13 protein-coding genes and 1 tRNA gene are annotated in these 13,142 nt (G+C 35.1%); all 14 read right to left on the bottom strand.

What is annotated here, in order from left to right; translation table 11 throughout:
• Window positions 1-16 precede the first annotated feature (16 nt).
• The 14 genes from DW125_RS11980 to DW125_RS11915 all read right to left on the bottom strand — a co-directional run bounded on the left by DW125_RS11980 (window position 17) and on the right by DW125_RS11915 (window position 13,033).
• Window positions 17-820 (bottom strand): energy-coupling factor ABC transporter ATP-binding protein, encoded by an 804-nt coding sequence (locus tag DW125_RS11980; protein ID WP_117538293.1) that lies wholly within the window; start codon window positions 818-820, stop codon window positions 17-19.
• A 17-nt stretch (window positions 821-837) separates the two neighbouring features.
• Complete coding sequence (locus tag DW125_RS11975) at window positions 838-1,677, bottom strand: energy-coupling factor ABC transporter ATP-binding protein (RefSeq protein WP_117538292.1); 840 nt, start codon at window positions 1,675-1,677, stop codon at window positions 838-840.
• A 27-nt stretch (window positions 1,678-1,704) separates the two neighbouring features.
• Entirely contained in the window at window positions 1,705-2,481 is a 777-nt protein-coding gene (locus DW125_RS11970) for an energy-coupling factor transporter transmembrane component T family protein (RefSeq protein ID WP_117538291.1), read from the bottom strand.
• A gap of 30 nt (window positions 2,482-2,511) precedes the next feature.
• Window positions 2,512-3,126, bottom strand: a complete 615-nt coding sequence (locus DW125_RS11965) for an ECF transporter S component (protein ID WP_117538290.1) — start codon at window positions 3,124-3,126, stop codon at window positions 2,512-2,514.
• 73 nt (window positions 3,127-3,199) lie between these two features.
• Window positions 3,200-3,943, bottom strand: coding sequence for a nucleoside phosphorylase (locus tag DW125_RS11960; protein ID WP_117538289.1), 744 nt, complete (start codon window positions 3,941-3,943; stop codon window positions 3,200-3,202).
• A gap of 5 nt (window positions 3,944-3,948) precedes the next feature.
• A complete protein-coding gene (locus tag DW125_RS11955) occupies window positions 3,949-4,626 on the bottom strand; it encodes a Crp/Fnr family transcriptional regulator (RefSeq protein WP_117538288.1) in 678 nt (225 codons plus the stop codon).
• Window positions 4,627-4,931: 305 nt separating this feature from the next.
• Window positions 4,932-6,554, bottom strand: coding sequence for an ABC transporter ATP-binding protein (locus DW125_RS11950; protein ID WP_117538287.1), 1,623 nt, complete (start codon window positions 6,552-6,554; stop codon window positions 4,932-4,934).
• An 85-nt stretch (window positions 6,555-6,639) separates the two neighbouring features.
• Window positions 6,640-7,401, bottom strand: a complete 762-nt coding sequence (locus DW125_RS11945; protein ID WP_117538286.1) for an ABC transporter ATP-binding protein — start codon at window positions 7,399-7,401, stop codon at window positions 6,640-6,642.
• A gap of 2 nt (window positions 7,402-7,403) precedes the next feature.
• Window positions 7,404-9,443 carry a hypothetical protein gene (locus DW125_RS11940; RefSeq protein ID WP_117538285.1) on the bottom strand — a complete coding sequence of 680 codons (2,040 nt, stop codon included), beginning with the start codon at window positions 9,441-9,443 and terminating at the stop codon, window positions 7,404-7,406.
• A gap of 125 nt (window positions 9,444-9,568) precedes the next feature.
• Complete coding sequence (locus tag DW125_RS11935; protein ID WP_117538284.1) at window positions 9,569-10,042, bottom strand: hypothetical protein; 474 nt, start codon at window positions 10,040-10,042, stop codon at window positions 9,569-9,571.
• 91 nt (window positions 10,043-10,133) lie between these two features.
• The gene (locus DW125_RS11930; RefSeq protein WP_117538283.1) at window positions 10,134-10,352 is read right to left on the bottom strand and encodes a hypothetical protein; all 219 of its coding nucleotides are present in this window, start codon (window positions 10,350-10,352) and stop codon (window positions 10,134-10,136) included.
• Window positions 10,353-10,518: 166 nt separating this feature from the next.
• A complete protein-coding gene (locus tag DW125_RS11925; RefSeq protein ID WP_117538282.1) occupies window positions 10,519-11,826 on the bottom strand; it encodes a sensor histidine kinase in 1,308 nt (435 codons plus the stop codon).
• 16 nt (window positions 11,827-11,842) lie between these two features.
• Complete coding sequence (locus DW125_RS11920; protein WP_158549924.1) at window positions 11,843-12,595, bottom strand: LytR/AlgR family response regulator transcription factor; 753 nt, start codon at window positions 12,593-12,595, stop codon at window positions 11,843-11,845.
• A gap of 366 nt (window positions 12,596-12,961) precedes the next feature.
• Window positions 12,962-13,033 (bottom strand) — tRNA-Asn (locus DW125_RS11915).
• Window positions 13,034-13,142: the final 109 nt, after the last annotated feature.

Below are 13,142 nucleotides of genomic sequence, written 5' to 3'. Positions count from 1 at the left end.
CCCTTCTTTCTTCTTACTATTGATTCGCTTTCTTATAAGCGACAAAATCTTCTGGGTTTAAAAATGCTTCTTTATATCCAAGTTCGTAACAAAGCTGCATGGTGTATGGCTGCTCCAAATATGCCTTCTCAAGAATATCCTTTTCCTTGAACACGCTCTTCACATCTCCGTCCAGCAGTGCATCTCCTTTTGCAAATACGATTGCCCGGTCAAATGTTTCCGCAACGAAATCCATATCATGCAAAATAGAAATCACAATCTTATGCTGTCTCTGTAATTCTTTCATGATAGCCTGAATTCTCTTCTTGCCCATGTAATCCTGTGCGATCGTCGGCTCATCAAAAATAACTACCTTTGTATCCATCGCAACGATCGCTGCGATCGATACCATCTTACGCTCAGAGAGTCCCAGATCATACGGATTAATCTTCTCTGTTCCCTTTAAGCCTACCATATCCAATGCTTTTAACGCAACTTCTTTTGCTTTATCTTTGCTCATGCCGATCTGCATCGGTCCGAACATTACTTCATCCAAAACTGTATTTTTGAAAATCTGGTCATTCGGATTCTGGAAAATAAGTCCAATATCTTTTGCTAAGGTTGCAACTGTCTGTTTGGAAATATCCTGCCCGTTAAATAAAATCTGTCCTTCTGTCGGACGCAAAAGTCCTTTTAATAATTTTACAAATGTTGTCTTTCCGGCACCGTTCTGTCCGATAATCGCAGTGGAGCGTTCATCAATCGTCAGATTCAGTCCCTTCAGGATCTCTTCTCCTGCATTGTATGAAAAATGCAGATTTTTTATCTCGATCGTATTCATAATGTCCTCCATTTCCACTACTTACATGCCAGCAGTTTATGTGCTTCGTCCAAAGTTACCGGATAATAATCTGTTCCCGGAACACGAAGTCCCAGATCTTTGCAGATTCTTGTATAAACCGGTGCAACTACACCATGTTCAGCCAGATCTTCTCTTGCGAAGATTTCCTGTGGTGTGTCAAATGCAACCAACTTACCGCCATCTAATAACATAATTCTGTCGCTGTAAGCTGCAATTTTTTCAATCTTATGCTCTACCATGATGACTGTAATACCTTTTTCACTCAGCTTGGCAACTGCTTTAAATACTTCCTCGCTTCCCTGTGGATCGAGCTGTGAAGTTGGCTCATCCAATACAATAATTTCCGGATTCATCGCGATGATACTTGCAATCGCCATTCTCTGCATCTGTCCACCGGAAAGATCAAACGGAGCACGGTCTCTGTATTTTGCAATATCGAGAAGTTCCAGCGCATCATCGATTCTCTTCTTCATTTCGTTTCTTGGAATACCAAAGTTTTCCAGTCCGAAAGCAATTTCTTCATATACCGTCAATTTTGAACCTGTTACCTGATTAAATGGATTCTGGAACACCATTCCAACTTTCTGGCAAAGTTCGTCTACTTCCACATTGCGTACTTCAATATCATCAATAAAAACTTTTCCGCCGTAAGCGCCACGGTAAAAGTTTGGCACCAGTCCGATAAGGGACTGGCAAAATGTACTTTTCCCTGATCCGTTACGTCCGATCACGCCGATAAATTCTCCCGGCTTAATATCGCAGGTGATTCCATCCAGTGCAAGTTCTTTCGTATCCGGATATCTGTATTTTAAATTTTCAATTTTAATCTCAGCCATTGTCTGTCTCTGTCCTTTCTGCGTATTTTATGCAAACATCATCACAAGTTTCCATACTACAGATGCCACTGTGGCAATTAATAAAATCCAGTAAATCGGACGGCTTGCAGCATTTGCATGGAATACATTCAAAAATGATTTCTTTTCTTTTGAGTTAAATCCACGAACTTCCAGCGCGATCGCACGCTCTTTTGTATCAATAAAAGAACTCATGATCACAGGAGAAATCAACGGAATAAATGCCTTCATTCGGATTAATAGACTTCCCTCAGTTTCCATACCACGGCTTCTCTGCGCATCTGTGATTGTAGACATACGCTCTGTCATCTGCGGAATCAACTGGAACAGGGATACAAATACATATCCGATTCTCGGTGAAAATCCGCGGCTTACCATACTCTCAATAATATCAGAAGGTTTTGTTGTCAGAACGAGTACACAGAAAGCAAAAATAATATTTAACACATTAATTGCAATATCTGCCGCAAATATTAAACCTTCTTTATAAAATGCAACCGGTCCAAGATCCAGTACTACAGTCTCGTTACCTGCACGGAACAATCCCTGAATAATAATTACAGTGATCAATACAAATCCAGATACTGCAAGGATTGGCAGTGTTCTGCGGATTACTTTTGACTGGGTAAGAAGTAAAATACTTAAAACAATAAATCCGATACTGATCAGTTTATTTCCCAGCATTGCCGGAATTACAAGTGCTGCAATAATGTAAAAAGCCTTGCATCCCGGAGTCAGTCCATTTAAAAAGGACTGTTTATCTTCATACAAACTCAAACTTTTCATGATTAGCCTCCATTCTCTTTCCTGTCCTGCCTAGTCCAGGCTCTCGATTCTGTGATTGCTCTGATACAGGGACATCAGACTCTTCGGAAGTCCTTTGAAAAGAGCTGCTACCAACAGAAGTACTACAATTTTATCCGGGATATCTACAATGATCTCATCGATCGTAGATGCCTGCCACAGAGGGAAATGTTTGGCAACCGCTGCCGCATATGCCAGGTCTCCCCAGAGGTTACCGGTTGTTCCTCCCCAGAAAATAATATTTAAAGGGGTAGAAATCACAACTGCCGCTGCACCACCAAATATACCTGTAAGCAACGTACCCTTTAAACTCTTAAGTGCTCCGTAATATGCCATCAGCCCTACTACGATTCCGATTCCTGCCTGCGAAAATGCATAGACAGTAGAGATCGGATCCATAGTTACACCATAAATAATATTGTTAATTGCTCCGGAAATCGCTCCGACAACCGGTCCTGCCAATGCTGCTGCAAGACAGGTTCCGATGGAATCCAGCCATAATGGCAGTTTTAACATTCCTGCAAATAATTTCCCAATATAATTGATACCTACTGCCGCCGGGATCAATACAAGTGATGCCGTATTGATTTTCAGCGACCATGGGCTGTTATTATTTTTATTTTTCATTTTTCTGCCTCCGTCCTTTGTGTCTCAGTTTTTTCATAGCTTACTTGACACTACCTTTGTATCTTTCGCTTTCTTAATTCTTCTTGTCCATACGAACGATTGTTTCCAGTGCAGCAATGATTTCATGCTCTTCGCCAACTGCTGCTGCATTGTCCGCATCTACATAATTATTAATCTCTTCTTCCAGATTTCCTTCATACAGGCTGACTGTATTTAAAATAGAAGCTGTCTTAACACCTCTTAAACCGCCAATGATAAATAAAGCGGCTGTTTCCATATCTGCACCAAGGATTCCTTTGCCTGACCAGTAGTAATCGATCTCATCCTCACGGTCTGTGTAGAAGCTATCATGACTTCTTCCACGTCCTACATGGTAAGCATATCCGAGATCCTTCGTTGCTTCGATCAGATTCATCAGTACTCCTGTATCTGGAATTGCCGGATAAATCTCTTCGATATAAGCTTTGGAAGCTCCCTCATCACGGACAGCTCCGTTAATGAGGATCAGATCTCCCATATTGATCTCCGGTTGTAATGCTCCACAGCTTCCGATACGAATCATAACTTCAACACCGATATTATGAAGCTCCTCTACTGTAATTCCTGTAGACGCTCCTCCCATTCCGGTAGAAACTGCCATCACCTTTACACCTTTATAATATCCGCTGATACTCTTCATCTCACGATTAAATGCGATCTCTTTCACATCTGTTAAATGCTCTTTGATACGGTCTACTCTCGCCGGATCTCCCGGAAGAATCGCATATTTTGCCGCATCTTCCTCGCTGCATCTGATATGTGGCTGTAATGTACTCATAGTTCTCAATCCTTTCTTAATATATCTTCCAAAGCCTGTTGATCGCAGATTGATATTTTCCCTTTCTCGAGTTCAATAAATCCCTGTTCTCTTAACTGTTTCAATACCCGGTTGACACTTCTTGTTGTCACCGCCATCTGCTGACTTAAAACTTCTGAAGAAATCATGACAAATTTTGCATCCATTTCCATATTACGAAGCAGATACTGACAAATTCTCTGCTTTAATGTATATAGTGTATTTTCTCCCATATTCAGACACATCCGGTATGAATTATCACACAGTGTACGAATCATATATTCATTAAAATTCTTATCTGTCCGGATCCATTGTAAAAAGAACGTTCGATCCAGTTCCAGAATCCGTACTTTTCCACGCGACTGTATCCGGCTGATGTAACCTGTCTGTTTGAAGATTTCCAGTTCGCCAATATAATCGCCTTTCATATATGTGCAAAGAAGATAACGTTTTCCATGCGCTGACTCTACATAGATATCTACATACCCGGAAGCGATGATATAAAATCTGTTATGAATCTCACCCTGGTTCAGTACAAACTGGTCTGCCTCATAATCCTTTACTTCAAAACGTCTCAAAATCTCATATGGGCACTGACGCAACATCTGAAATATTTCTCTGTCTTTTTCCAAAAGTTCTACTAGTTTTTCTAAATTTTGATCCATTTTAGTCTTCCTTCCTCACTGCAGTTTATTGGCATCAAAGAATGAAATGGATATTTCCTTATTTCCATTTCCTATTATAAAAAAATAGCGCAAAAATGTGTAGGAATTATGTCCGGCAGTTTTACTCTGTTAAAATAAAATCAAATTATTTCTGCCATGAATTCAGGACATTTGTCCTTTTGCTATTTTACAGTCATTATACATTAAAATAAAGCTCTCAGTTATTTAGATAAAGAAGAACTGAAAGCTTTATATAACATTTTCTTTCTGGTACCTCTTTGCCATAATATGCCTAATTATATACATCACATCTGCTCTATCAGCCTATGTTCTTTCATCTGAAATATTCTATCCATACCTTCCAAATTTTCTTGTTTATGTGTAATCACGATAATCGTCTTGTTTGAACAATCATTCAGAAGCATATCATGAATAAATTTGTCATAATCTTTATCAATGCTGGAGGTTGCCTCATCTAATATTAAAATCGGTGAATCTTTTATAAGTGCCCGAAGCAGACCTATCTTCTGCCGTTCACCCCCCGAAAGATTTTCTCCATTTTTTTGTAAACTGCTCTCATACCCATTTGGCAATTTTTTTAAAAATCCTTTCATATCCATTTTCTCAAGCTTTTGATTCATTTCCTCCAGTCCTATATTTTTTCCCATGACAATATTATTCCACAATGTATCCGCAAACAAATAAATATTCTGGCTTACGACACTAAACATACTTCTATATTGGTCTATATCATATTCTTTTATATCCACACCATCTATATAAATATTTCCCTGTTCTGGTTCGATAAAACGCAGCAACATTGATAACAATGTTGATTTTCCGCTTCCGTTATCACCAATAATGGCAATCTTTTCTCCCTTGTGGATTTCGAGGTTCACATTTTGCATTATCGACCGTTCCGTGTAAGAAAAAGAAATATTTTCCATATTAATACTATGTTTTAACTGACAAATTTTTCCCTCTATATTTTCTTTCTTTTCCACATCTGTCTTAATAAATTCTTCTATTCTTTTTATAGATGGTTTTATCTGCGCAAATATAAGTTTTAAATTCATCACTATTGATATCGGATTAATCACATAATTACTATATGTAATAAATGCCGTGAGACTCCCTATTGTAAGTTTACTCTTACAAATAAAATATCCGCCTATTCCATATAGAGCCGCTGTTATTAAGCCTTTCAAAGCAGAATCTGTCGACATATTATATGCTTGTATAAGTTTACCTTTCTTATTGATTTCCAAAATCTCTTTCTGTTTGCTAATCAAATTCTGTTGCTTTTCTCTATATAAATTCCATAATTTTATCTCTCGTATTCCATTAATAGAATCTCCAAGCCATGAAGAAAAATTTGCAGACGCTTCTATCTCCTGTTCTGACAATTTTTCTTCTTTCTCTGCAAACATCTTAATTAGCAAATATTTTATCGGTACAACCAATAATACCAAAAGCGCCAGTTTCCAGTTAATTACCACTAAGCCGATAACACCACTTATAATTTGTAAAGCATATCCTAATACATACATAATATTACTATCAAAAAGTGAACATACACTATTAATATCTGTTGACAGTTTATTTACTATTTCCGTAGAACTATTCTCCATAAAATAACTTTGTTTTAGTCTAAATAATACTTGTCCGGCTTTTGTATATAAACTGATCACAAGTCTATTCTGCATATCCACAAATAGCCTGGTCTGTATTATGCTGGTTAGTTCTTCTATGACTACCAATACAATAAGGGAAAATGCAAATTGCAGTATCAGTTTCATATCTTTCCCAAGAATTCCCTGATCCATTATCCTTTTCAGAATCATTGGGCGCAGAAAAGAACTACCTATTAAAATCAAATAGCAAAAAACAATCCATATAATATTTTGTTTTTTTATTATTTTTTTCATGAAATTCTTCCTCTTTCTACTACTAATTATGAAACAAGGCGTTTTCCATGCTATAACAGCCTGTAAAACGCCTTCAGTTTCTTATCTATAAGTTCTGCATTCGTCCAATTATCTGATTATAAAACGCTTCCCTTGTTCCTTCTCTTTTCAACTCCTCTAATATCTGTCCATCTTTCAAAAAGATAATTCTTTTACAATGACTCGCCACCAGTGGATCATGTGTAACCATGATAATTGTCTTATTCATTTTTTCATAAATATCTTGAAAAAGATTAATCAATACTTCACTCGTTTTAGAATCTAAATTTCCTGTCGGTTCATCCGCAAGAATTACTTCCGGATTATTAATTAATGCACGACAAATTGCTACTCTTTGCTTTTCTCCTCCAGATAATTCATAAGGCCTTTTCTTAGCAAGCCTGCCGATTTCTAATATTTCCTCAAATTTTTTTGCTCTTTTTATACTATCTGTTGCGCAAGCCTTGTCAATCAACATTGGAAGTACAATATTTTCCTCTACCGATAAACTATTCATCAAATAATAGTCTTGAAACACAAATCCTAATTGTTGCCTTCTTATTACCGTCCTGTCATTTTCCGACATATCTCCTATATTCTTATCTTTATAATACAGTTTTCCGTTTGTTTGTTTTTCTATTAGTCCCAAAATTTTTAATAGTGTTGTTTTTCCGCACCCAGATTTTCCCATAAACGCTACATATGCATTTTCTTCTATTTGAAAATCCATTCCTTGCAAAACATGTATTGCTTCATTCCTTTCCTCACTATCATTATTAGTTAAATAGTAATCCTTTGTCAGCTCTTCTGCCTTAAAAATTATTCCCATATTTATTCCTCCCGCAAAGTTCTAATATATCCAAATACAACACCTTGCATTGTAACTATGTATGCCAGACAATAAATACTCCAGAATAAAATCAGATATTTTGAAAATTTCCACCATGTTTCTATAGGATATAATCTTACCGAAAAAGTCACAATTGAAAACAAACACGCTGAAACCAATGCAACTCCCTCCGAAATATAAATACATTTACTATTTTCCTTAAATAATATCTTTTCACGTTCTTTTAGGGGCATGCCCATATATTTTAAAAACCTATTACGATTTTTATTCTCTTCCCTTTCTGTCATCAATTTAATAAGCAGTAAAAAAACTCCAATCAAAAAGAAATACAAACTCATAAGTATATTTATGACGATTTTAACACTTCTTTCCATTATCAAATTATTTTCAGCCATATCTTTTAAATAATAAGAACGTATTGACTGATCATACTCTTCATCATCAATATGTTTTTTTTGATACTTTTTTAATATTTTCTCTATACCCGGCATATCTATTTTTTTCACGCCATTAATTAATACCAATTTTGTTGGTCCTTGCCTGATCGTTACATCCGGTATTCTCTCCTTCGGATTTTCAATTTCCCTTCCTGTATAAATATTTCTTGTCTTCCACCATTCTTGCGCTACATCAAAATAGTTATCCGATAAGACAATGATATTCTCCTTAATTCCTTGTCCAAAAACACCTATAAGACTCTCTATTTCCTCTCCGCGGATTTCCTTAAAGTAGTATCCTATATCACTCCTTAGCGCAGTAAGCGCTGTTTCTCTGCTAATTCTGGTACATGGCTGCCCAATATGCAGAAGCGGTTTCCTCGAATGCATCCAAAAATCTGTCGGTTGTGCTTTTATAGACATATCCTGTTGATGAACAATATAAATATTTTTTCCATCTTTCGATAATCCAAGTGGTTTTGGCACATACGATTGATCTAATTTTTCCTTCAACTTATGATATGTACTTTCCGATATTCCAATCTGTTGTCCCTGTACAGTTTTTTCTCCAAAAGATTCCAAGCGTTCTGTACAATCGAAATTCGAAATACGTACCATCGGATATTCTTCTATATTTACTTTGTAATCAATTGCCATTTTATTAAAAACAGACCTATCTCCATCATCAGCGATACAAACTATATCATAGGGATACAATTGTTGTGGCTTTACGACCAGAATAATAGAGATAATTTGAAAAGAAAATAAAAATAATACGCATAAATGCACAACCGTTAATGCGTATAAATATCCCGTTTGTGTCAGAGATTTATTCCACATTTTATTTTCTTCTATCATTTTATACAAATAGCTGATTTTTTTTCGTCGCTTTATACAAAGATACGCTGACATGTATCTAAACAACACTAGCAGTCCGCCTAAGAAAACTCCAATAATATAAAACGACTCAAAATTGTATATTTTACTATATCGATAAAGTTGGCTGACACATAAAACCATTCCAATTGCTGTCAAAACTTTAAGAAACCGCTTTGGCATACGCTCTTGTATATCACGTTTATCTACTGAATTTCCCATCTGGAAACTCCCATAAATATCTCTTGTAAACATACAGGAAAAAATATATATTACCCCTGTGATGGATAGAGCTTTAATATAACAATCTGCCCCTATACTCTGTATATCCATTGATAAATTTGCCCATTTCTCCAACACGTAGACAAAAATATTCAGCAACAATTTGCCAGCCACTATCCCTGCTATTCCAATAATGATTCCTCCAAAAATGCTTTCTATAACTCTAATATAGACAGAAAGTTTTTTCTCCATTCCCAATGTCACAAGCATCTCATAGTTATTTGTACTGCATTTAACATAATATAGAAGAAGCAAAATGATTGTAAATAATAATATAAGTTCAAGTGGCGCATACAATTTTAGTAAAAACTGCGTATCATTTCCCATCACTGACTTATTTATTCTGTAATTTAAAGCAAATAACTTCTGCATGCCAAAGCCACAGAAAAATATGCCCAATGCTAAACTGCCACTGAGCAGCACCATTACATAATTTTTCCAATTACTCCTGAAAAGTTTCCATAATATTTTGTAAAAAAGCGCACTATATCCTTCATTATTTTTTATTTTTAAATAATATTTTTTATACCTGTTTTGAAATTCTTCAACTATTATTTTTTTGCAGTTTTTTTTTCCGGTAATGCTGAACTCAATAATTCGATCAGGGTTATTATTACTGTTATTATCGGGAAGAGTGTTCCTTGTATGGTATTTGTACAAAGAGACGCTATACTATATCCAGTTATATTAACAATCATAAGCCCAATTGATGCGTAAAATGTCACTAAATTCAGTCTCCAGTTTTTTCCGATTACTACACACACAATATATCCAAGACACAAAAGGATAAAGCAAAAGTAAAGAACAACCTGAACCTTAACCATAGCCCCTACGAAATTAGGATTGTCTACTATTAGCCCGTTTCGTTTAATCATTGTATGTATTCCTATCGTTTCAATCTTTCTTTTCAGTTGAACAATATTATATTTTGTATTACCTACAATAATCCAAGGGTAAAAAACAATAATGATATTTATAATATAGCATATAATAGAAAATACGCGTTTTCGACGATTTCTTTTCATACTCTCTTCCTCCATTCTATGCTATTATATTCTAGCATTAACCCACTATCAATGTATAGCGGAAAATACCGCTATACATTGATAAATTTCCTTATGCTGTGGAATAATCGCCAAGAAGTGCTGCCGTATTGAAATTGGAAGAATATCCAGCTGGAGTATTCCTACAATGACATTTAGCATTACAAATACACCATCTTGAAACAACGACCGTTCCATAGCAAATCACTATTTTCTCCAATTCTTCATAATTATTATATCTATCCATTACTGCAACTATTTGTTCCGCTAATGCTTTTGTATAATTCTTCATCATCGCCTCTTCTCTGAAAAAATCTGTTTTGTCTTTCTTTTTAAGAATATTATATTCTTTTTTCAGATTTTTTCATTCTTTTATCCTCAACGTACACTTTTTGATCCCCAATGTAAAAAAGTACCGTAAGAATCATTTCCTACGATACTTTTTATACCTTATTTCTTTATTTTGTTATAATTTCCAACTCTTGAATCACTCTCTCTTTCTCTATTTTCAAGTTATGAATCATGTCTTCATGTTTCTCTAAAACTTGTTCTGCCCAGTATAAGCCATTTCCTCTTCCTTCCCCTTTTGTAGAATGTCCTTTCTGTGTCATGCGAGAAATATCCGGCTGATTTTCAAAATTATTTTGTATACAAAATCGAACTCCCTTTGTAGTCTCTTGTATAATAATTTCAATTTCGCCATTTTTCATAAACTCTGTTTCCTCAATCGCATTATCAAGAAATATGCCCAATATACGAACCAACTCTTCCATATACTTATAATCAACTGTCAGATTTTCAGCTATATTTACCCGTACATCTATGTTTTTTGCGAAAGCCGATAACAATTTCTCATATAAAAACCCTTTTATTTCCATTGGTTTAATATTTTTCAGGCTTCCCCATGCCATAGATTGCGCTTCCACTTTTCCCTCTGGTAAATAAATTTTTTTATAAAAGAAGGTCCGTAATTCCTCCATTTCATTTTCACGAATATATCCTGACATCGTGGATAAAATATTTTTATAGTCATGGCGAAAAGCCCTTGTCTCTTCTAACATCTTTTCGAGATTTTCTACATAATTTTCTAACAATTCCTGCTGGTGAAGCATGGTCTTTTGTTTCTCTTCTGCTTCAATTCCCTTTGTAACATTCACAAGAAGCCATGTTGTTACTATCAAACACAACAAAAATAATATATTATTAAAAGCTAAACCGCCGGTGGGATAACCCACTTTTTCACCCATAGAAATGTTTATAATAAATATCACCATATATACTAATATATTTATAGCCACCGCTTTCTGAATACGCTTAGATACGGTAAAAAACATTTTTTTCATTCTTCTTTCCGAGTATAATAATTTTCCTACTCCCTTCATCACATATGTTAAAATCACTCCATAAAAAATGTAAAAGTAAATCCAATATCTGGCTACTATACTTTCCACACTTATATGAAAAACAGAATCTAAAACCAGAAGGCAAAAATTATTTAGCAAGATATTCAGCATACTTCCTACCGCTGCTAATCCTACATTGATAATTCTTTTTTCATCTACCGTAAAAAAAATTATTACTAAAACCACAGGCAGAACAATCAGACCAACCAAGTGTCCAAGCATACTTCCTGCCAACGTTAGTCCTGTAATTACACTAATGATAAATAATTTTTCTACACTTTTTAATTTTTGTGTCAATAATTCCGTCGTCGCTATACAAAGAAAAATCCCTGTGCAAAGGCAGCTTATTACATTATAAATCATTCTCCTTCCTCCATCTCTACTGCTCTTTTACCAATTTTCTCATTTCTCTATATGAAATCTCTACTTGCAATCCTCCTGACATAATTGCAAAATAATTCTTCTTATTAATCTCTCTAATCAATCTCTTCTGAACAATACATGATTTATTTACGTATGTAAATTCTTCTCCCAGTTTCTCAAGCATATTTTTTAATGTCACTTTAATTCGTATCTTTTGACTTGTTGTATAAATATCTACCAAATGGCTACTTTTTATTGCCTGTACTACAACAATATCCTTTATCGGAATTTCTATAATCCGACTTCCTGACTCTACTCTTACCGTCGGATGTATATCTCCACTTGTAGATTCCTCTATTTTTCGAAATACTCTGTCCAATCTTCTTTCTATTCTTATACTCATCTTTCCTGCGAGAAAATCCTGTGGTTCCTTCACTATATATTCCACCGCTTCTAATTCATACTCAAAAGCTTTATAAGCCAATTCATTACAAGATGTCAAAAATACAATATAACTATTTTTAACATTCTTTTTTATTTTTTTCGCCAATTCAAACCCATTCATAATATATCCATCCAATTGGATGTCTATAAAAAACAATGCCGGATTTTCTCCACATTCTCTCATGTCCAGCAATATATGCTCTGGATTTTTCCTGGCTGATACAATTCGAGCATCTTTATATGTATCCGTAATATATTTTTCTATTATTTGTTTAAAATATAATAATTGCTTTTCCTGATCTTCACACAAATATACCTGTATCATAGAACTCTCCCCCCCCACGTTGTTATGCATTAATATATCCTTGACAATGTTACCATAAATTGTCAAAAAAATCATCCCAAGATACTTGAAGGCGGCACTACAAAATTAACATCCCCCTTTTCAATGTACTCATTTATGTAACTCCTGTCACTTCAAACGAATCCTTTTTTCTTAAAAAGTTATATACGATAATGGGGAATTTCAACGAAAAATCTTAGAAAATTTCGTGTAAATATATTTGAAAACAAGAACATTGCTCTTATCTGCCGAATCTGCCATTGAGTGTTTCTACACTACAGTTTCTATAACACAATATCTTACAATATAGTAAAAACCTGTAAAGCTTATGCCTTACAGGTTTACAAACTCCCCGAGTTGGGCTCGAACCAACGACCCTTCGGTTAACAGCCGAATGCTCTACCACTGAGCTATCGAGGAATACTTATATAGTATAAACCCATGCAATATATTTTGCAAGGGGTTTTAACAATTTTTTATATACCTTCAAAACTGCATACAAGAAATACTTCATCCTTTACCTATCACC

This window comes from Dorea sp. AM10-31, from assembly GCF_003435815.1.
Taxonomy (GTDB): Bacteria; Bacillota; Clostridia; order Lachnospirales; family Lachnospiraceae; genus Dorea_D; species Dorea_D hominis.
This window is presented reverse-complemented; position numbering and strand designations above follow the sequence as displayed.

Bases quoted from the DNA above. Each gene is read 5' to 3' on its own strand.
- DW125_RS11980 (WP_117538293.1), bottom strand. From the start codon at position 820: ATGAATACGATCGAGATAAAAAATCTGCATTTTTCATACAATGCAGGA.
- DW125_RS11975 (WP_117538292.1), bottom strand. From the start codon at position 1,677: ATGGCTGAGATTAAAATTGAAAATTTAAAATACAGATATCCGGATACG.
- DW125_RS11970 (WP_117538291.1), bottom strand. From the start codon at position 2,481: ATGAAAAGTTTGAGTTTGTATGAAGATAAACAGTCCTTTTTAAATGGA.
- DW125_RS11965 (WP_117538290.1), bottom strand. From the start codon at position 3,126: ATGAAAAATAAAAATAATAACAGCCCATGGTCGCTGAAAATCAATACG.
- DW125_RS11960 (WP_117538289.1), bottom strand. From the start codon at position 3,943: ATGAGTACATTACAGCCACATATCAGATGCAGCGAGGAAGATGCGGCA.
- DW125_RS11955 (WP_117538288.1), bottom strand. From the start codon at position 4,626: ATGGATCAAAATTTAGAAAAACTAGTAGAACTTTTGGAAAAAGACAGA.
- DW125_RS11950 (WP_117538287.1), bottom strand. From the start codon at position 6,554: ATGAAAAAAATAATAAAAAAACAAAATATTATATGGATTGTTTTTTGC.
- DW125_RS11945 (WP_117538286.1), bottom strand. From the start codon at position 7,401: ATGGGAATAATTTTTAAGGCAGAAGAGCTGACAAAGGATTACTATTTA.
- DW125_RS11940 (WP_117538285.1), bottom strand. From the start codon at position 9,443: ATGGTGCTGCTCAGTGGCAGTTTAGCATTGGGCATATTTTTCTGTGGC.
- DW125_RS11935 (WP_117538284.1), bottom strand. From the start codon at position 10,042: ATGAAAAGAAATCGTCGAAAACGCGTATTTTCTATTATATGCTATATT.
- DW125_RS11930 (WP_117538283.1), bottom strand. From the start codon at position 10,352: ATGAAGAATTATACAAAAGCATTAGCGGAACAAATAGTTGCAGTAATG.
- DW125_RS11925 (WP_117538282.1), bottom strand. From the start codon at position 11,826: ATGATTTATAATGTAATAAGCTGCCTTTGCACAGGGATTTTTCTTTGT.
- DW125_RS11920 (WP_158549924.1), bottom strand. From the start codon at position 12,595: ATGATACAGGTATATTTGTGTGAAGATCAGGAAAAGCAATTATTATAT.